This window comes from Aeromicrobium sp. 9AM, from assembly GCF_902506105.1.
Lineage (GTDB): Bacteria > Actinomycetota > Actinomycetes > Propionibacteriales > Nocardioidaceae > Aeromicrobium.
Map to the genome: position 1 here is coordinate 372,399 of NZ_LR733304.1, position 17,800 is coordinate 390,198.

19 protein-coding genes are annotated in these 17,800 nt (G+C 68.6%); 11 read left to right on the forward strand and 8 right to left on the reverse strand.

The annotated features are described in order from the left end of the window. Nucleotides 1–60 precede the first annotated feature (60 nt). Both BOSE46_RS07895 and BOSE46_RS07900 read right to left on the reverse strand, forming a co-directional pair. Nucleotides 61–357, reverse strand: coding sequence for a hypothetical protein (locus BOSE46_RS07895; protein WP_159539716.1), 297 nt, complete (start codon nt 355–357; stop codon nt 61–63). Then, the gene (locus BOSE46_RS07900) at nt 354–812 is read right to left on the reverse strand and encodes a GbsR/MarR family transcriptional regulator (protein WP_159539717.1); all 459 of its coding nucleotides are present in this window, start codon (nt 810–812) and stop codon (nt 354–356) included. Before BOSE46_RS07900 ends, BOSE46_RS07895 begins: the two co-directional genes overlap by 4 nt. A 72-nt stretch (nt 813–884) precedes the next feature. On the opposite strand from BOSE46_RS07900, the gene BOSE46_RS07905 reads away from it, so the two are divergent. The 4 genes from BOSE46_RS07905 (at nt 885) to BOSE46_RS07920 (ending at nt 5,175) form a co-directional block, all read left to right on the forward strand. Beyond that, nucleotides 885–1,778 (forward strand): ABC transporter ATP-binding protein, encoded by an 894-nt coding sequence (locus BOSE46_RS07905; protein WP_159539718.1) that lies wholly within the window; start codon nt 885–887, stop codon nt 1,776–1,778. Continuing rightward, on the forward strand, nt 1,775–3,355 hold the full coding sequence (locus BOSE46_RS07910) for an ABC transporter permease (RefSeq protein WP_159539719.1): 1,581 nt from the start codon (nt 1,775–1,777) through the stop codon (nt 3,353–3,355). The genes BOSE46_RS07905 and BOSE46_RS07910 overlap by 4 nt, the downstream gene beginning before the upstream one ends. Nucleotides 3,356–3,387: 32 nt before the next feature. After that, nucleotides 3,388–4,011, forward strand: a complete 624-nt coding sequence (locus BOSE46_RS07915; RefSeq protein ID WP_159539720.1) for an alpha-ketoglutarate-dependent dioxygenase AlkB — start codon at nt 3,388–3,390, stop codon at nt 4,009–4,011. A gap of 222 nt (nt 4,012–4,233) precedes the next feature. Then, nucleotides 4,234–5,175 carry a hypothetical protein gene (locus BOSE46_RS07920; protein WP_159539721.1) on the forward strand — a complete coding sequence of 314 codons (942 nt, stop codon included), beginning with the start codon at nt 4,234–4,236 and terminating at the stop codon, nt 5,173–5,175. 82 nt (nt 5,176–5,257) lie between these two features. Here the strand turns inward: BOSE46_RS07920 and typA are convergent, their stop codons facing one another. Then, nucleotides 5,258–7,123, reverse strand: a complete 1,866-nt coding sequence (gene typA / locus BOSE46_RS07925) for a translational GTPase TypA (protein ID WP_159539722.1) — start codon at nt 7,121–7,123, stop codon at nt 5,258–5,260. 160 nt (nt 7,124–7,283) lie between these two features. Between typA and BOSE46_RS07930 the strand changes: the two genes are divergently transcribed. Then, a complete protein-coding gene (locus tag BOSE46_RS07930; RefSeq protein WP_201299575.1) occupies nt 7,284–7,739 on the forward strand; it encodes a MarR family winged helix-turn-helix transcriptional regulator in 456 nt (151 codons plus the stop codon). 10 nt (nt 7,740–7,749) lie between these two features. Further along, nucleotides 7,750–9,360: a DHA2 family efflux MFS transporter permease subunit gene (locus BOSE46_RS07935; protein WP_159539723.1), complete on the forward strand. Its 1,611-nt coding sequence runs from the start codon at nt 7,750–7,752 to the stop codon at nt 9,358–9,360. Between the two features lie 68 nt (nt 9,361–9,428). Here the strand turns inward: BOSE46_RS07935 and BOSE46_RS07940 are convergent, their stop codons facing one another. Beyond that, a complete protein-coding gene (locus tag BOSE46_RS07940) occupies nt 9,429–10,163 on the reverse strand; it encodes an SDR family NAD(P)-dependent oxidoreductase (protein ID WP_159539724.1) in 735 nt (244 codons plus the stop codon). A gap of 78 nt (nt 10,164–10,241) precedes the next feature. Here BOSE46_RS07940 and mshA point away from each other — a divergent pair, with 78 nt between their 5' ends. Both mshA and BOSE46_RS07950 read left to right on the forward strand, forming a co-directional pair. Next, nucleotides 10,242–11,504, forward strand: a complete 1,263-nt coding sequence (mshA, locus tag BOSE46_RS07945; protein WP_159539725.1) for a D-inositol-3-phosphate glycosyltransferase — start codon at nt 10,242–10,244, stop codon at nt 11,502–11,504. Continuing rightward, entirely contained in the window at nt 11,501–11,986 is a 486-nt protein-coding gene (locus BOSE46_RS07950; RefSeq protein ID WP_159539726.1) for a YbjN domain-containing protein, read from the forward strand. The genes mshA and BOSE46_RS07950 overlap by 4 nt, the downstream gene beginning before the upstream one ends. Here the strand turns inward: BOSE46_RS07950 and BOSE46_RS07955 are convergent. After that, complete coding sequence (locus tag BOSE46_RS07955; RefSeq protein ID WP_159539727.1) at nt 11,970–12,779, reverse strand: alpha/beta fold hydrolase; 810 nt, start codon at nt 12,777–12,779, stop codon at nt 11,970–11,972. The two genes, BOSE46_RS07950 and BOSE46_RS07955, sit on opposite strands and share 17 nt — an antisense overlap. Nucleotides 12,780–12,834: 55 nt before the next feature. On the opposite strand from BOSE46_RS07955, the gene BOSE46_RS07960 reads away from it, so the two are divergent. Continuing rightward, on the forward strand, nt 12,835–13,500 hold the full coding sequence (locus BOSE46_RS07960; RefSeq protein WP_159539728.1) for a DsbA family protein: 666 nt from the start codon (nt 12,835–12,837) through the stop codon (nt 13,498–13,500). Between the two features lie 18 nt (nt 13,501–13,518). Then, nucleotides 13,519–14,262, forward strand: a complete 744-nt coding sequence (locus BOSE46_RS07965) for a phosphoglyceromutase (protein ID WP_159539729.1) — start codon at nt 13,519–13,521, stop codon at nt 14,260–14,262. A 191-nt stretch (nt 14,263–14,453) separates the two neighbouring features. Here BOSE46_RS07965 and BOSE46_RS07970 read toward each other — a convergent pair whose 3' ends face one another. Then, nucleotides 14,454–15,134 carry a response regulator transcription factor gene (locus tag BOSE46_RS07970; RefSeq protein WP_159539730.1) on the reverse strand — a complete coding sequence of 227 codons (681 nt, stop codon included), beginning with the start codon at nt 15,132–15,134 and terminating at the stop codon, nt 14,454–14,456. Beyond that, the gene (locus BOSE46_RS07975; protein WP_159539731.1) at nt 15,131–16,267 is read right to left on the reverse strand and encodes a cell wall metabolism sensor histidine kinase WalK; all 1,137 of its coding nucleotides are present in this window, start codon (nt 16,265–16,267) and stop codon (nt 15,131–15,133) included. Before BOSE46_RS07975 ends, BOSE46_RS07970 begins: the two co-directional genes overlap by 4 nt. 134 nt (nt 16,268–16,401) lie before the next feature. Between BOSE46_RS07975 and phoU the strand changes: the two genes are divergently transcribed. Next, nucleotides 16,402–17,043, forward strand: a complete 642-nt coding sequence (phoU, locus tag BOSE46_RS07980; RefSeq protein WP_159539732.1) for a phosphate signaling complex protein PhoU — start codon at nt 16,402–16,404, stop codon at nt 17,041–17,043. Nucleotides 17,044–17,050: 7 nt separating this feature from the next. On the opposite strand, the gene BOSE46_RS07985 is transcribed toward phoU, so the two are convergent. Next, nucleotides 17,051–17,758, reverse strand: a complete 708-nt coding sequence (locus BOSE46_RS07985; RefSeq protein ID WP_159539733.1) for a hypothetical protein — start codon at nt 17,756–17,758, stop codon at nt 17,051–17,053. Nucleotides 17,759–17,800 lie beyond the last annotated feature (42 nt).

Consider the following 17,800-nt stretch of genomic DNA (forward strand, 5'->3'; position numbering starts at 1 on the left):
CGGAGCCCGGCAGGTCCGGCATCGTCCGCAAGGCCACGACCGCGCGCCGAAAGTATGACGTCAGCGGGGGCGGGCGGGGTGCAGCCAACGGGTGACGACGACCCGGAGCACGCCCAGGTCGGCGTCCGCCGGCACCTCGGGATGGGTGTCGCGCACGGCGCGGTGGGCGACGACGAGTCCCGTCAGCCATCGTGCGGTGTCGTCGACATGGAGCTCGCGGTCGACCGAGCCGTCGTCGATCGCCTGGGCGCACAGGCTCGCAAACGTACGCTCGACGTCGGGGCTGAGCGGCAGGTCGGGGTTGGCGGCGAAGTGGTCGAGCAGGTCGAGCAGCCGGTCCCACGCGGTGTCGGTCATGGCTTCCTCGACTCGTGCCACCGGTCAACGAGCTTGGGCATCTCGACGGCCATGTAGGTGAAGAAATCGCGTGTGGCGGCGAGGCGTTCGTGGGCGGCGCTGCCGGTGTCGACCTGCTCCATGCCCTCCTCGAGCAGGGCGGCCAGGGCCGTGATGGTCTTGGTCTCGGCGGCCATCACCTCGGCCCAGGTGGTGCCGAGCACGTTGTAGCGATCGACCCGTTCGCCCGCCACTCTGCGGCGTACGGCCAGCCCCATGCGCGTGAGGTAGGCGGTCGCCCCACTGACCGCAGCAGCGCTGACGCCGAGGGCGTCGCCGATCTCCTTGGCGGTGTAGCCGTTCTCGGGGGCGACGAGCAGGGCGGCGAAGACCCGGGCGGCCATGCGTTGCATGCCCGACTGGTTGAGCTCGAGTGCGAAGCCCTCCACGAACTCGCTCGCGGTGCCGGTGGTCATGTGAGCGATCATACAGGAATTCACAACTTTCAAGGATTTCACAAATCTATGAAAAGGAGTACGGTCGGCGGTATGGACACTGTCATCGACATCGCCGGACTCGTGAAGCGGTTCGGCCACGCGACGGCGCTGGACGGGCTCGACCTGCAGGTCGAGCGCGGCGAGGTGCACGGCTTCCTCGGACCCAACGGGGCCGGCAAGTCGACCACGATCCGGGTGCTGCTCGGCCTGCTCCGCGCGGACGGCGGCACCGTGACCCTGTTCGGTCAGGACCCGTGGCACGACGCCGCCGAGCTGCACCGGCGCCTGGCGTACGTGCCCGGCGACGTGAACCTCTGGCCCAACCTCTCCGGCGGCGAGGTCATCGACCTGCTGGGCCGGCTGCGCGGCGGACTCGACGAGAAGCGGCGCAGCCTGCTCATCGAGCGCTTCGAGCTCGACCCGACCAAGAAGTCGCGGACGTACTCCAAGGGCAACCGGCAGAAGGTCGCGCTCGTCGCGGCGCTGGCCAGTGACGTGGAGCTGCTGATCCTCGACGAGCCGACATCCGGCCTGGACCCGTTGATGGAGGCGGTGTTCACGGACTGCGTCGACGAGTTCAAGGACGACGGCCGCTCGGTGCTGCTGTCGAGCCACATCCTCGCCGAGGTCGAGCGGCTGTGCGACCGGGTCAGCATCATCCGGGCCGGCCGCACGGTCGAGTCGGGCACGCTCGCCGACCTGCGCCACCTCACGCGTACGTCCGTGTCGGCCGAGCTCTCGGAGGCACCTGCGGGACTCGACGGCCTCGCCGGGGTGCACGACCTCGTGGTCGAAGGCGTGCGGGCGACGTTCGAGGTCGACACGGTGCACCTCGGCGCCGCGCTCGAGGCTCTCGGCCGGTCCGGCATACGTACGCTCACGAGCCAGCCGCCGACGCTCGAGGAGCTGTTCCTGCGGCACTACGGCGAGGACGTTTCATCGTGACGGGTTTGACCGGTGCGCTGACGGTGTTGCGGTTCCACCTGCGACGTGACCGGATGATGCTGTTCTGGTGGATCGCCGGCGACGTGCTCCTCTACTACTCGCAGGCGGTCAGCACCGACGGGCTCTACACGACGCAGGCCGAGCTCGACAAGGCCGCAGCGGGCATGGAGGGCAATGCGGCGTTCATCGCGATGGCCGGCCCGGCGCGCGCGCTCAACACGGTGGGTGGGCAGGTCGCGTGGCAGGCGGCGGCGTTCGGCGCGATCGTGGCGGCGCTCATGAGCATGTTCCTGGTCGGCCGGCACACCCGCGCCGAGGAGGAGAGCGGGCGCGACGAGCTCGTCCGGGCGGCGGCGATCGGCCGGCACGCCCCGTTGGCGGCGACGGCCCTGCTGGTCACGATCGCCAACGTGCTGCTGGGTGCGCTGATCTCCGGCAGCCTGATCGCGTACGGCCTGCCGGCCGCAGGGTCGGTGGCGCTGGGGCTGGCGGCCGGACTCACGGGTCTGGTGTTCGGCGGCGTCGCCCTCGTGGCGGCCCAGCTCGTCGAGAGCACTCGCGCGGCGTACGGGATCACGGGTGCGGTGATCGGCGTCGCGTACGCCTTGAGGGCCGTCGGCGACGTCGGCAACGGTGCGCTGTCTTGGCTGTCGCCGATCGGGTGGGGCCAGTACCTGCGGCCGTACGCCGACGAGCAGTGGTGGCCCGTGCTGCTGTCGGTCGCCGCGATCGCGTTGCTGGGCTTTGCCGCGGTTGCGCTCTTCGACCGGCGCGACATCGGATCGGGCGTCTGGCCTGCCCGGCCGGGTCCGGCGCGCGGCTCGCTCGGATCGGCGTGGGCGCTCTCGTGGCGGCTGCAACGGGGGAGCGTGATCGGCTGGACGGCCGGGATGCTGCTCGGCGGCATCGCGTACGGCTCGATCGGCGACGACGTCGGTGACCTGCTCGGCGACTCGAACTTCTCCAAGGACGTGTTCGCGTCGGCGGGCGGCTCGATCGTCGACTCGTTCTACGCCACTGCAGCGGTGATGCTGGCGCTGATCGGTGCGGGCTTCGCGATCGCGTCGGTGCAGCGCTTGCGTGGCGAGGAGGCCTCCGGGTTCGCCGAGGGTCTCCTGGCGACCGCGCTGCCGCGCTGGCGCTGGGCCGTCGCGCACCTCGTCGTCACGGTCGTCGGGACGATCGCCGTCGTGCTGGCGGCGGGTCTCGGCATGGGTACCGGCTTCGCGCTGGTCACCGGCGACGGGTCCGCGGTGCTGCGCCTCCTGCGGGCGACTGTGCCGTACGTCGTGCCGGTGCTGCTGCTCGCGGCATTGACCTGGCTGGCGTACGGGATCCGCTCGCGGTGGGCGGCGATCGGCTGGCTGGCGCTCGGCTTCTGCTTCGTCGTGATGATGTTCGGCGCGGTGCTCCAGCTGCCGGACTGGCTGATGGACGTGTCGCCGTTCCGGCACCTGGCGCAGATGCCCGCCGAGGACTTCGACGTCGTCCCGGTCATTGTGCTGCTGGCGATCACGGCGGCTGTGGGGGCGCTGGGGATGGTGTGCCTGCGGCGTCGGGATGTCGTCAGCAACTAGAACATACGTTCGATGAGGCGTACGCTGGGCGGATGGAGGAGTTCTTCCAGGGATCGCTGCTCGACACGGGGCAGCCTGTGGGTCTCGGAGCGTTGGCGCCGGAGCGCACGGTCCTGACGCAGGGTGCCTGGGTCGACGTGCTGCCGGGATGGGTGACGGGCTCGGACGACCTGTTCCTGCGGCTCCAGGCCGAGGTGCCGTGGCGGGCCGAGAACCGGGAGATGTACGACCGCATGGTCGACGTGCCGCGGCTGTTGTGCCACTACGGCGTGGGGGCCGAGCTGCCCGACCCGCTGTTGCTCGAGGCCCGGGAGGCGCTGGGTGACCACTACGAGGCCGAGCTCGGGGAGCGGTTCGTGACCGCGGGGCTCTGCTACTACCGCGACGGTCGCGACAGCGTCGCCTGGCACGGCGACCGCATCGGCCGGGGTCGCACTGAGAACACGATGGTCGCGATCGTCTCGCTCGGCGCCGCCCGCCGGTTGTCGCTGCGTCCGCGCGGCGGCGGCCAGCAGATCGGCTTCTCGCTGGGCCACGGCGACCTCGTCGTCATGGGCGGCACCTGTCAACGTACGTGGGAGCACGCGATCCTCAAGACCGCCAAGCCCGTCGGCCCGCGCATCAGCGTCCAGTTCCGCCCCCGCAACGTCCTCTGACCCGGGGGGGGGGGCGGTGAGTTAGGGCCCAGTCGCTGACGGTGGCGGTGAGTTAGGGCCCAGTCGTCGGCGGGGGCGGTGAGTTAGGGCCCAAACCCGTGGTCGGCTTGGGCCCTAGGTCACCGCTCCAAGTTGTGCACAGACTCTGTTTGGTACGTGGCCTACGCACAGCTGGACGCGTTGCCGGCGCGGAGTGACGTGGTGGTCGCGAAAACTCGGCTCATGCCTGCTCCGTACGACATACCGGCGTCACTGATGCATCGGCCCTTCGCGCGGCGTGAAGCAGCGGCGGTCGGGATGCCGCTGAAGGTCCTCCGAGGCAAGCGCTTCCGCAGGCTGTTCCCGCGGGTCTGGGTTCACGTCGACCACGTCATGACCGACCTCGACTGGATCGTCGCCGCGAGCCTGGCGATGCCCGACAGAGCGCAGCTCAGCCACCTCACCCGCATCCAGGCGCTCGGGCTCGACTTCGGGGACACCAAGCCACTGCATTTCACCGTGACGGGTGACCTTCACCTCGACCTCGACGACATCTTCCTCCACCGCACTGAGGTGTTGGCGCCACTCGACGACGTCGGCGTGACGCCAGCAGCAGCGTTCATCCAGTTCTGCGCCGATGCGCGCATGATCGACGCCATCAAGATCGGCGACTGGTTGCTGCGCCACCGACACATGACAGTCCTTGAGGTCGCAGAGCTCGCAAGGCGTGATCATTGGCGTCCGGGAGCCAGCCAGGTCCGCAGGGTCCTCCCGCACCTCGATGCCGGGGCGCGATCTCTCAAGGAGTCGGAGTCGCGTGCGGTCCTGGTGTTCTCCGGCCTGCCGAGGCCCGAGGTCAACAAGGACGTACGCAATGCGCAAGGCGAGCTCCTTGGGTGCGGCGACCTCGTCTATCTGCTGTGGAAGCTGCTCGTTGAGTACGAGGGTCGGCAACACCTGACGAACCTGGGTCAGTGGAACAGCTACCGCGGACTCCGTGACGAGGAGTGGCGATATGTCCAAGTCACCAATGAGAAGCTTGAGACGCCGAAGAAGTTCGTGGCCGAGGTCTACCGGCAGCTCGTGCGCGGCGGCTACGACGGACCCGCCCCGACTTTCGGACAGCGCTGGTCCTCGCTGTTCGACACGATCTCCGCCCGGCCACGACTTCGAGCGGTGAGTTAGGGCCCAAGGCGATCGACGCCTTGGGCCCTGGGTCACCGCTCAGGGGACCCCGTGGGCCCTAAGTCACCGCTCCGAGGAAGGGCTACTTCTTGCCGCGGTTGGCGCGGTTGCGCTCGGTGGCGTCGAGGATGATCTTGCGGATGCGGACGTTCGCCGGGGTGACCTCGACGCACTCGTCCTCGCGGCAGAACTCCAGCGACTGCTCGAGCGACAGCTTGCGCGGCGGCACGAGCTTCTCGAACTCGTCGGCGTTCGAGCGTACGTTGGTCTGCTTCTTCTCACGGACGATGTTGATGTCCATGTCGTCGGAGCGCGAGTTCTCGCCGACGATCATGCCCTCGTAGACCTCGGTCGCCGGCTCGATGAACAGCGTGCCGCGCTCCTGGATGTTGGTCATCGCGTACGACGTCGCAGCTCCGGCGCGGTCCGACACGAGCGAGCCCGAGGGGCGGGTCGAGATCTCGCCGGCCCACGGCTCGTACTTCTCGAACGTCTGGTGTGCGATGCCGGTGCCGCGGGTGTCGGTGAGGAACTCGGTGCGGAAGCCGATGAGGCCTCGCGCCGGCACGATGAACTCCATGCGGACCCAGCCGGTGCCGTGGTTGATCATCTGCTCCATGCGGCCCTTGCGGACGGCCAGCAGCTGCGTGATCGCGCCGAGGTACTCCTCGGGCGCGTCGATCGTCAGGCGCTCCATCGGCTCGTGCAGCTTGCCGTCGACCTCGCGCGTGACGACCTGCGGCTTGCCGACCGTGAGCTCGTAGCCCTCGCGACGCATCTGCTCGACGAGGATGGCCAGCGCGAGCTCGCCGCGGCCCTGGACCTCCCAGGCGTCGGGACGCTCGGTGTCGAGCACCTTGAGCGACACGTTGCCGACGAGCTCGCGGTCGAGGCGGTCCTTGACGAGGCGAGCGGTGACCTTGGTGCCCTTCTCGCGACCGGCGAGCGGCGACGTGTTGGTGCCGATCGTCATCGAGATGGCGGGCTGGTCGACCGTGATGAGCGGCAGCGCGACGGGGTTCTCGGGGTCGGCGAGGGTCTCGCCGATCGTGATGTCGGGGATGCCCGCGATGGCGACGATGTCGCCGGGGCCGGCGCTCTCACCGGGTACGCGCTCGAGCTCCTTGGTGACGAGCAGCTCGGTGATCTTGACCCGCTCGGTCGTGCCGTCGTGCTTCATCCACGCGACCTGCGCGCCCTTCTTGAGCGTGCCCTGGAAGACGCGGACCAGCGCGAGCCGGCCGAGGAACGGCGAGGCGTCGAGGTTGGTGACGTGGGCCTGCAGCGGCGCACCCTCGGTGTACTCGGGCGCCGGCACGGCGTCCATGATCGTCTGGAACAGCGGGATGAGGTTGTCGCTGTCGGGCATGCCGCCGTCTTCCGGCTGCGTCAGCGAGGCGCGGCCCGCGCGTGCGGAGGCGTAGACGACGGGGAAGTCGAGGGCGTCCTCGCTGGCGCCGTCCTCGAGCAGGTCGAGGAACAGCTCGTACGTCTCGTCGACGACCTCGGCGATGCGCGAGTCGGGGCGGTCGACCTTGTTGACGACCAGCACGACGGGCATGTGGGCAGCGAGCGCCTTGCGCAGGACGAAACGGGTCTGGGGCAGCGGGCCCTCGGACGCGTCGACGAGCAGGATGACCGCGTCGACCATCGAGAGTCCGCGCTCGACCTCGCCACCGAAGTCTGCGTGGCCCGGGGTGTCGATGATGTTGATCGTCACGCCGCCGTCGGGCGCACCGGGTCCGTTGTAGCGGACGGCGGTGTTCTTCGCGAGGATCGTGATGCCCTTCTCGCGCTCGAGGTCGCCGGAGTCCATGGCGCGCTCAGCCAGCTGGTGGTGCTCGTCGTAGTGGCCCTGCTGCTGGAGCATGGCGTCGACCAGCGTCGTCTTGCCGTGGTCGACGTGGGCGACGATTGCGACATTGCGCAGGTCAGAGCGAATGGGCATGCGAAAAAAGTCCTATGCGTGGGGAATGCTCGAACACCTCGGAGCCTTGCCATTCTACGGGGGATGACCGTCCTGAGACGAATCGTGGTTACCTCCCGGTAGTTGACGGTTCACAAAGACTTCATTTGAGCAAAGGTTGCGTTTGGTTTATGATTTTCCGGTGGCCACTTCACCGGACGAGCTGTACGTCGCGCTCGAGGACTTCGTCATGCGCCTGATGACGCTGGCCGAGTCCGATGGCATGGATGCATTGATCGATCTCGACCTGTCGTTCTCGCAGGCACGCACCCTGTTCTTCCTGGCCAAGAAGGGCGAGCCCACGCCGATCCACGCGATCGCCACGGCGCTCGGCCTGTCCGACGCGGCGACCGGCCGCAACGTCGAGCAGCTGCTCAAGCTCGATGTCGTCGAACGCCAGGAGAGCCCCGACGACCGTCGGGTCAAGCTCGTCTCGCTCACGCCTGTCGGCGAGAAGCTCAGCATGCAACACATCGACTCCAAGCGTGAGTCGATCAAGGCCTTCACGGCGGACCTGCCCGAAGACCAGCGCGACAACCTCTATCGCGCGCTCAGCACCATCCTCGCCGGCGACACCCTGCGCCGGCACACCCATTAGGAGAATGCGTATGACTTCCCAAACGGGACAGATCGACGACAGTGACAAGATCACCCCCGCGCTGCTGAAGATCGCGGGCGTGGTGGTGCTCGGCGCCATCATGTCGATCCTCGACGTCACGGTCGTCAACGTCGCACTGCCGACGTTCCAGACCGAGCTGTCCGGGAGCGACGAGCCCCTGGCCTACTCGACGGTCGCCTGGACGGCCACGGCCTACATGCTCGCGCTGGCGGCGGTCATCCCGCTGACTGGCTGGGCCGCCGACCGGTTCGGCACCAAGCGCCTCTACATGACCGCCATCGCGCTGTTCACGATGGGCTCGCTGCTGTGTGCGACGGCGTGGAACATCGAGGCCCTCATCGGTTTCCGAGTCCTCCAGGGCCTCGGCGGCGGCATGCTGATGCCGCTCGGCATGACGATCATGACCAAGGCCGCGGGCCCGCACCGCATGGGCCGGCTCATGGCGATCCTCGGCATCCCGATGCTGCTCGGCCCGATCATGGGCCCGATCCTCGGTGGCGTCCTGATCGATGCCGCCTCGTGGCACTGGGTCTTCCTGATCAACCTGCCGATCGGCCTGATCGGCCTGGTCTACGCCTGGCGCGTGCTGCCCAAGGACGCGCCCGAGCCGAGCGAGGCGCTCGACGTCGTCGGCATGATCCTGCTGTCGCCGGGCCTGGCGTCGCTGCTCTACGGCGTGTCGTCGATCCCCGAGCAGGGCACCGTCGCGGCGATCAAGGTGCTGCTCCCCGCGATCATCGGCGTGCTGCTGATCGCGTCGTTCGTGTTCTGGTCGTTCAAGCCCAAGCACCCGTTGCTGGACCTGCGCCTGTTCAAGGACCGCAACCTCACGGTGTCCATCATCACGATGTTCCTGTTCGCCGGCGCGTTCTTCGGCGCGCTGCTGCTGGTGCCGACCTACTTCCAGCAGGTCGACGGCTACTCGGTCAAGAAGGCCGGTCTGCTCGTGGCCGCACAGGGCATCGGCGCCATGATCACGATGCCGGTCGCGGGTGCGCTCACCGACAAGATGCCGGTCGGCCGCATCGTGCCGTTCGGATTCCTCGGCATCCTGATCGGCGTGTTCGGCCTCACGCAGAGCACCGACGTGGGCACCTCCGACTGGACCATCATGGGCTGGCTGTTCGTGACCGGTCTCGGCATGGGCGCGACGATGATGCCGCTGTTCACCTCGGCGCTCAAGACCCTCAAGGCCGCTGACGTGGCCCGCGGGTCGACGCTGCTCAACGTGACGCAGCAGGTCGCGAGCGCGACCGGCATCGCGACGATCTCGGTCGTGCTGACCAACGCCATGAAGAGCGGCGACATCCTGGCGGGATCCGAGAAGCTCCCGGGCGTCGACGGCGGACTGACGGCGGCGCAGCTGGCCTCCAGCTCGCACACCGAGCGCGGCGCGAGTCTCAAGGAGATCCTGAACGTCTCGGACGCGACGCTGCAGAAGGGCTTCCACGACCTGGCCGACGCGTTCCAGTCGTCCTACTGGGTGGCCTTCGGTGTGCTCCTCGCGACGCTGATCCCGGTCTACTTCCTCCCGCGCAAGCGTGAGGTCGTGCACCTGCTCGACGACGAGGAGAGTGCGGCGCCGGTCATCATGCACTGACGCAGCTTGAGCTGGTTGAGCTTGTCGAAACCACGAACGGCCTCATCGCAGCGCGGTGGGGCCGTTCGTCATTCGCGATGCACCTTGTGGGCCGCCGCCTGGGCGATGGGCTTGAGCACCATGAGGTCGACGTTGACGTGCTGCGGCCGGGTCGCGACCCAGACGATCGCGTCGGCGATGTCCTCCGCGACGAGCGGCTCGCGCACCCCGGCGTAGATCGCGTCGGCCTTGGCCTGGTCGCCGGCGAACCGGTTGAGCGAGAACTCGTCGGTGCGCACCATGCCCGGCGCGATCTCGGTGACGCGTACGGGCTGGCCGTTGAGCTCAAGTCGCAGGGTCTCGGTCATCGCGGTGACGCCGTGCTTCGCCGCGGTGTAGCCGCCGCCGCCCTCGTACGTGATGTGGCCGGCGGTGGAGCCGAGGTTGATCAGGGTGCCCGCGCCGCTGGCGACCAGTGCCGGCAGCAGCGCCCGCGTCACGAGCAGGGTGCCGATGACGTTGACCTCGTACATGTGCCGCCAGTCGTCAGGACTGCTCGACGCGACGTGATCGGTGCCGACCGCGCCGCCAGCGTTGTTGAGCAGCAGGTCGAGCGACGGTCCGACCGCCTCGGCGAGCGCGGCGACCTGCGCCTCGTCGGTCACGTCGCACGTGACCGCGGTGCCGGAGATCTCGGCGGCGAGCGCCTCGATGCGTTCGGTACGCCGGGCGACGCAGAAGACGTGATATCCGGCCTTGGCGAGAGCGCGGGCGGTGGCGGCTCCGATGCCGCTGCTGGCCCCGGTGACGACGGCGGTGAGCATGGCCTCATGCTGCCAGACGGACATCCCCGTGCGGGCTGGGCACCGGGTGAGACGATGGAGGCGAAAGGCGGCTGATCGATGCTCAAGCGGATCGCGATGCTCTCGGCGCACACCTCGCCGCTCGAGCAGCCCGGCGACGGCGATGCCGGCGGCATGAACGTGTACGTCCTGGAGCTCTCCCGCCAGCTGGCATCGCGCGGCATCGAGGTCGAGATCTTCACCCGGGCGACCTCTCGCCACCAGCCGCAGCTCGTTGACGCCGAGCCCGGCATCCTCGTGCATCACGTACCCGCCGGGCCGTTCGAGGGCCTGGCCAAGAACGACCTGCCGTCGCAGCTGTGCTCGTTCGTCCGCGACGTGCTGCGCGCCGAGGTGGAGCGGGAGCCGGGTCACTTCGACCTCGTGCACTCGCACTACTGGCTGTCCGGCCAGGTCGGCACCGTCGCGCGGGAGCGCTGGGACGTGCCGCTGGTCCACACGATGCACACGATGGCCAAGGTCAAGAACGCGATGCTCGCCGAAGGCGACGAGGCCGAGCCGATCGGCCGCATCTACGGCGAGGAGGAGATCGTGCGGCTCGCCGACCGGCTCATCGCCAACACGATGGAGGAGCGGCGCGAGCTCATCGAGATGTACGACGCCGAGCCCGAGCACGTCGCGGTGGTGCATCCGGGCGTCGATCTCGAGGTGTTCCGCGCCGGCCGCCAGGACGAGGCCCGGGCCGCGCTGGGTGTGCCCGCCGATGCCGCGCTGCTGCTCTTTGCCGGTCGCATCCAGCCGCTCAAGGCTCCCGACATCGTGCTCGAGGCCGCAGCGCGGATGCTGCAGGACGACCCGCAGCTTCGCGACCGGCTCGTCGTCGCGATCGTCGGCGGCGCGTCCGGATCCGGCCTCGACCGGCCGACCGCGCTGACCGACCTGAGCGCTCGGCTGGGCATCGAGGACGTCGTCCGGTTCGTGCCGACGGTCGCGCAGCACGAGCTCGCGGACTGGTACGCCGCAGCGTCGGTCGTCTGCGTGCCGTCCTACAACGAGTCGTTCGGCCTCGTCGCGATCGAGGCGCAGGCCTGTGGCACTCCCGTGGTCGCCGCGCGAGTCGGCGGACTGTCGACGGCGGTGTCCGACGGGGTCTCCGGTGTCCTGGTCGACGGACACGACCCGCGCGACTACGCCGCGGCGCTCCACCCGCTGCTGACCGACCCGGAGCTGCGTGAGGCGATGGGCCACAAGGCCGTACGCCACGCGGAGGGCTTCGGCTGGGACGTCACCGCCGACCGTACGCTGAAGGTCTACGAGGAGGCCATCGAGTGGCACCGCACCCACGTGGAGAAGAACGCATGACTGAGACCCGTCAGACGATCGTCGATGCCCTGCAAGCGGCGGAGCTGGAGTTCACCGAGCACCGGCCCGACGTCTTCGAGGTCACCCTCCCGGGCGAGCGCAAGCTCCAGACGACGTGCCGCCTCGAGATCGGCAAGCACGCCCTCGGCATCCACGCGTTCGTGTGCCGCAACCCCGACGAGAACCACCAGACGGTCTATCGCTGGCTGCTGGAGCGCAACCTCAAGATGTTCGGCGTGGCCTTCGCGGTCGACTCGTCCGGCGACATCTACCTCGACGGCCGGCTGCCGCTGCACGCCGTGACGACCGACGAGGTCGACCGGGTGCTCGGTGCCGTGCTGACGTACGCCGACGAGTCGTTCAACACGATCCTCGAGCTCGGCTTCGCGTCGTCGATCCGCAAGGAGTGGGAGTGGCGCGAGTCGCGCGGCGAGTCGACCCGCAACCTCGACGCGTTCAAGCACCTCAAGCCGTCGAGCTGAGCACCGTGTCGATCCACGCAGCCAGCGCGGCGGCGGACAGCTCGGGCTGCTCGTGGTGCGGGTTGTGGCCGGCCGCGTCCGCGACGAGGTAGGTCGCCCGCGGGTATGTCGCGGCGAGCGCCAGCGCGTCGGCATACCCGACGACCGGGTCCTGGCGGCCGAGGATGAACGTGACCGGTCGGTCGTACGTCGTGAAGCGTGACTCCGGTCGGACGGAGAACTCGTAGGCCGCGGAGATGCGTCCGATGGTGTCCATGTCGGCCAGACGGGTGCCGGGGACGACCTCTTCGAGGTAGAGGTCCCAGTGCTGCCGGGTCTGCCGGAACGTGAGCTCGGCGAAGTCGCTCCGGTCCTCGTCGGTGCCGCCGTCGAGCGGCTCGACGTCGGTGGGCACGAGCGCCGGGACGTCCCGCCGTGCGTGGTCGGCGATGATCACCGGCGCGATGAGCGCCATGCCGAGCACCCGCGACGGGTCGCGAGCCGTCAGGGCGCGGGCGATGCCGCCACCGAAGGAGTTGCCCACCACGGCGTACGCCTCGTCGCCGAGCACGTCGTCGAGGAACGTCGCGACGTGGTCGGCCACGTCATCCGACGACGCGACGCCCTCGCCGCTGCTGCGGCCGTGGCCCGGCAGGTCGAGGTGCAGGCGGCGGAGGCCGGGTCGCGGCTCGAGGACCGACTCGGTGAAACGGCTGATCAGGCGGTGGTTGCCCATCAAGCCGTGCAGCACGACGATCGGGACGCCGCTGCCGTGCTCGATCCAGTGGATGCCGGTGGGCTCGTGACGAGGCATGCGTCGAACCTAGACGGACTGAACGACGATTTGGTGGTCGCGTAGCGTTGCCCGCGTGAAGGCCTTGGTATTCGCCGACGTCACGGACCCGTGGTCCTACATCGGCGCCACCCGGTTCGAACGTGCTGCTGCCATGTTCTCCATCCTCACCGGTGAGCCGGTCGAGCTGACGTTCCGCGCGTTCCAGCTCGACCCGGACGCACCCAACGACGGTCGCCTGCTCATGGACGTCAACGCCGACGAGCTCGGCGGCGCCGACAAGGCGCAGCTCATCAACGCGCAGGTCACCGCCGCGGCCCGGATCACCGGCATCGACCTCAACTTCGACGAGGCCGTGCGGGCCAACTCCTTCGACGCCTGGCGACTGCTGACCTGGGCCGACGAGGCCGGACCGGGCTTCCAGCGCGACCTGGCCCATCAGCTGTGGCGCGCCCACTTCCTCGAGGGCTCCGACATCGGTGACCCGTTCGCACTGGCCACCCGCGCCGCACTCGTGGGGCTCGACCTCGAGACGGCCGAGGCGCTGCTTGCCAGCACCGAGTACGCCGAAGAGGTCCGCACGCAGGTCGCGACCGGCGAGGCGCTCGGCATCACGCAGCTGCCGTACGTCGTCGTCGAGCAGCAGTGGACGCTGTCGGGCATCCACTCGCAGAACGACTACGTGCAGGCGCTCGACCAGATCTACCGCGAGTGGAAGGCTGCTGAAGGCCCCGAGGAGTGACCCAATAGGCTCACTCGCATGAGCACCTTGATCCTCCTGCGCCACGGTCACAGCGAGTGGAACGCCAAGAACCTGTTCACCGGCTGGGTCGATGTCGACCTCAACGAGCAGGGCCTCACCGAGGCCTCGCGCGGCGCCGAGCTGCTGGCCGATGCCGGCCTCGCACCCGACGTCCTGCACACCTCGCTGCTGCGTCGTGCGATCCGAACCGCCGAGATCGTGCTCAACGGCATCGACCGTCACTGGATCCCCGTACGCCGCTCGTGGCGGCTCAACGAGCGCCACTACGGCGCGCTGCAGGGCAAGGACAAGAAGGCGACCCTCGAGGAGTTCGGCGAGGAGCAGTTCATGACGTGGCGTCGTTCGTACGACACCCCGCCGCCGCCGCTCGAGGACGACTCGGAGTTCAGCCAGGCCTCCGACGCGCGCTACGCCGCGCTGCCCGACGAGCTCCTGCCGCGCACCGAGGCGCTGGCCGACGTGCTGCAGCGGATGCTGCCCTACTGGTACGACTCGATCGTCCCCGACCTGCTCGCCGACCGCGTCGTCCTGGTCACGGCGCACGGCAACTCGCTGCGGGCCCTCGTCAAGCACCTCGACGGGCTGAGCGAGGAAGCCGTCGTCGGCCTCAACATCCCGACCGGCATCCCGCTGGTCTACGAGCTCGACGACGACCTGAAGCCAACAGTCAAGGGCGGCATGTACCTGGACCCCGACGCAGCAGCAGACGCGATCGCAGCTGTAGCAAACCAAGGGCGATAGAAAGTCCGCTGCGGCAGGGCGCCGAGCTGACGAGGCCGTTAGGGCCCGTCGACGAGCGGACGACGCAGCGCAAGCTGGTCGACGAACGGCGCTTGTCGATGGGCGCTAAACTGACTTGTCAGCGCTGGTGAGCGCCTCGAAGCGAACGCGGACGACGCAAACGCGGGAGCCGCGACGCAACCCAAGAGCCGTCACGAGTCGTACTTGTATCCCAGTCCTCTGACGGTTGTCAGCGTGATGGGGTTCGTCGGGTCCTTCTCGATCTTGGCTCGCAGGCGCTTGACGTGGACGTCGAGGGTCTTGGTGTCGCCGACGTAGTCCGCGCCCCACACCCGGTCGATCAGCTGCCCACGGGTCAGCACGCGGCCGGGGTTGCGCAGGAAATACTCGAGCAGCTCGAACTCCTTGAGCGGGAACTTCGTCTCGGCCCCGTCGATCGTCACGAGGTGCCGGTCGACATCCATGCGTACGCGGCCCTGCTCGAGCGAGGCGTTGTCGTCGATCTCGTCGGTGAACCCGCGGCGCAGCACCGCGCGGATGCGGGCAACGAGCTCGCGGGGCGAGTACGGCTTGGTGACGTAGTCGTCGGCGCCGAGCTCGAGCCCGACGACCTTGTCGACCTCGGTGTCCTTGGCGCTGACCATGATGATCGGCACGGACGAGATGGCCCGCAGGGCGCGGCACACCTCGGTGCCCGACAGCCCCGGCAGCATCAGGTCGAGCAGCACGATGTCCGCACCGCCGCGATCGAACTCGGTCAGTGCGTCGGGACCGGTCTCGGCGATCGCGACCTCGAACCCTTCCTTGCGCAGGACGTACGACAGCGCCTCGCTGTAGCTCGTCTCATCCTCGACGACCAATACTTTGGTCACGCGTTCTCCTCTTCGATGTCATGGCTGTGTGCCGGCAGGACCAGGGTGAACGACGAGCCGAGTCCCGGCTCGCTCCACACCTCGACCGTCCCGCCGTTGCTCGCCGCGACGTGCTTGACGATCGACAGGCCGAGGCCGGTGCCGCCCGTCGCACGGGCGCGGGCGGGATCGACGCGGTAGAACCGCTCGAAGATCCGGTCGAGCTCGTTGCCCGGGATGCCGATGCCGTTGTCGGCAACGGTCAGACGTACGTCGTCGTCGTCGAGCTGCGCCGTCACGGTGACGCGCGATCCGTCGGGGCTGTAGGTCACGGCGTTCTCGACCAGGTTGCTGACCGCGGCGTGCAGCTGCGCGCGATCGCCGTGGACGTGCAGGTCGGGCTCGACCGTGGTGACGATCTCGATGTTCTTGTGCTCGGCGTCGGTCGCGGAGTGCTCGGTGGCCTCCGAGACGAGCTCGCCGATCTTGATCGTGGAGGCGTCGTCGCTCAGGATGTCGTTCTGGAGGCGCGAGAGGTCGATGATCTGCTGCACCAGCCGGGTCAGTCGCTCGCTCTCCAGGTGCATGCGGCTGGAGAACCGAACGACGGCCTCGGGATCGTCCTTGGCCTCGCCGACGGCCTCGGCCAGCAGGTTGAGCGCGCCGACCGGGGTCTTGAGCTCGTGGCTGACGTTCGCGACGAAGTCGCGGCGGATCGACTCGACCCGGTGCTCGCGCGTACGGTCGTCGGCCAGCACCAGGATCAGGCGCGAGGTGAGCGGTGCGACGCGGGCGTGCACGTACGACGTCGTGCCGCGCCGTGGCTGCAAGGAGACGTCGGCCTCGCGCACCTGGCCGTCACGGCGTACCTGCCGGACGAGCGTCATGAGCTCTTCGGGCTCGAGCCGGTCCTCGTGCACGATGCCCATCGCGAACGCGGGCGCCGAGGCCTTGACCACGGTGTCCGACGAGTCGATCAACACCGCGGACGACGAGATCACCGCGAGGACCTGGTCGGCTCCGGGCGGTACGAGGGGGGCGGGCGGTGGCACGGTGGCCTCGCGGCGCTCGCTGAAGCGCCACACATAGGTGATCATCGCGCCGACGACGGCGCCGATCGCCCCCGCGATCAACAATCCTGCACTGGTGTCCACAGCATTGATCGTAGAGGGCATTTCCGTCCCGACCGGCACTCTGACCCCTGCAGCGACAGGCCTTTCGGTTGCTGTTCACACCGCGTTCACCGGAGGTCGCCGTCCGTTCATCCCGCCTGCCTACGGTCTAGGACATGCGCGATCAGTATTACGAACAGCTCGATGCCATCGTCGACGACCTGGTGAACCTGACCGGGACCGTCCGCCGTGCCGTTGCCGACGCGACCAAGGCCCTGCTCGAGGCAGACGCCCAGATCGCGGAGTCCGTCATCGCCGGCGACAAGGACATCGACGAGGCGACCGAGATCATCGAGGAGCGCGCACTTCTGCTGCTCGCCACGCAGCAGCCGGTCGCAACCGACCTCCGGCAGCTCGTCGCGACCCTGCGGATGCTGACCGACCTCCAGCGGATGGGCGACCTGTCGGTGCACGTGGCCAAGGTGGCCCGGCGCCGTATGCCCGACTCGGCGGTGCCGGAGCACCTGCACCCCAGCATCACCGCGATGGCGGCTGTCGCCGACTCGATGATCGACTCGGCCTCGCGCATCGTCGCGAACCGCAACGTCGACGCGGCCGGCCAGCTCGAGAACGAGGACGACGAGATGGACAGGCTCCGCAAGGACCTGCTGCGCTCGCTCCTCGGCGACTCGTGGACGTACGGCGTCGAGCCGGCCGTCGACCTGGCGCTCCTGGGCCGCTACTACGAGCGCATCGGCGACCACGCCGTGTCGATGGCTCGTCGCGTCGTCTACCTGGTCACCGGCCAGCTGAGCTGACGTACGCCTATCCGGCGACGACCTTGAACGGCACGATCGCGTCGCCTGACTGGAACGGGATCGTGACCATGATCGTCTCGCCCACCGTCACGTCCTTGGCGTCGAAGTAGTCGGCGTCGCCTTCGCCATCCTTGTAAGGCGCGCCACTGCCGATCTCGATCCTCTTGCCCTTCCGCGCCGCCATTCCGTACGGTCCGCCCGTCGCTGTCTGGTGTCGGTAGGCAACGGGATCGCCGTCGGCGTCCACGGCCGTTGGCAGGTCCCAGGCGCTGTCGTCGATCGTGCCGACCACAGTGCCGTCGACGTACGCCTTGCGCTGCCCCGGGACAACCGTGATGCGGGCGTTCTCGACCTTGATCGACGTGATGATCTTGCTGTCGGTGACGTCGTTATACGTCGCGGTGCGCGCGACCACCGGGACCGTCAGCGGGATCGAGTACCAATCCCCGGCGTCATTGCCGAACTCCAGGGTGAACGCAACGGCGGCGCCAGCGCCGGGGGAGTTCGCGATGCGGACGGCTGCCGGCGCCTCATGGCCCAACGTGGCCTTTCCATCGGCGGCGATGTTGACAGCGCCCGTCCGGACGACTCGGAGCTGTGGGCCCTCGGGTCTGGCGTCATCGAAGTACGCGTTCGAGATCGCCACGACCTTGTCGGTGTGGTTGAGGATCCTGGCCGACAGAGTGGCAAGACCGTTCTCATTTCTGACCAGCACAGGATCTAGCACCTCGACGTCAGCCCGAGGAGCTGCGCTGGT

What these genes read in the sequence shown, in the direction of transcription:
- BOSE46_RS07895 (WP_159539716.1), bottom strand. Translation starts at nt 357, where the DNA reads ATGACCGACACCGCGTGGGACCGGCTGCTCGACCTGCTCGACCACTTC.
- BOSE46_RS07900 (WP_159539717.1), bottom strand. Translation starts at nt 812, where the DNA reads ATGACCACCGGCACCGCGAGCGAGTTCGTGGAGGGCTTCGCACTCGAG.
- BOSE46_RS07905 (WP_159539718.1), top strand. Translation starts at nt 885, where the DNA reads ATGGACACTGTCATCGACATCGCCGGACTCGTGAAGCGGTTCGGCCAC.
- BOSE46_RS07915 (WP_159539720.1), top strand. Translation starts at nt 3,388, where the DNA reads ATGGAGGAGTTCTTCCAGGGATCGCTGCTCGACACGGGGCAGCCTGTG.
- BOSE46_RS07920 (WP_159539721.1), top strand. Translation starts at nt 4,234, where the DNA reads ATGCCTGCTCCGTACGACATACCGGCGTCACTGATGCATCGGCCCTTC.
- typA (WP_159539722.1), bottom strand. Translation starts at nt 7,123, where the DNA reads ATGCCCATTCGCTCTGACCTGCGCAATGTCGCAATCGTCGCCCACGTC.
- BOSE46_RS07935 (WP_159539723.1), top strand. Translation starts at nt 7,750, where the DNA reads ATGACTTCCCAAACGGGACAGATCGACGACAGTGACAAGATCACCCCC.
- BOSE46_RS07940 (WP_159539724.1), bottom strand. Translation starts at nt 10,163, where the DNA reads ATGCTCACCGCCGTCGTCACCGGGGCCAGCAGCGGCATCGGAGCCGCC.
- mshA (WP_159539725.1), top strand. Translation starts at nt 10,242, where the DNA reads ATGCTCAAGCGGATCGCGATGCTCTCGGCGCACACCTCGCCGCTCGAG.
- BOSE46_RS07950 (WP_159539726.1), top strand. Translation starts at nt 11,501, where the DNA reads ATGACTGAGACCCGTCAGACGATCGTCGATGCCCTGCAAGCGGCGGAG.
- BOSE46_RS07955 (WP_159539727.1), bottom strand. Translation starts at nt 12,779, where the DNA reads ATGCCTCGTCACGAGCCCACCGGCATCCACTGGATCGAGCACGGCAGC.
- BOSE46_RS07965 (WP_159539729.1), top strand. Translation starts at nt 13,519, where the DNA reads ATGAGCACCTTGATCCTCCTGCGCCACGGTCACAGCGAGTGGAACGCC.
- phoU (WP_159539732.1), top strand. Translation starts at nt 16,402, where the DNA reads ATGCGCGATCAGTATTACGAACAGCTCGATGCCATCGTCGACGACCTG.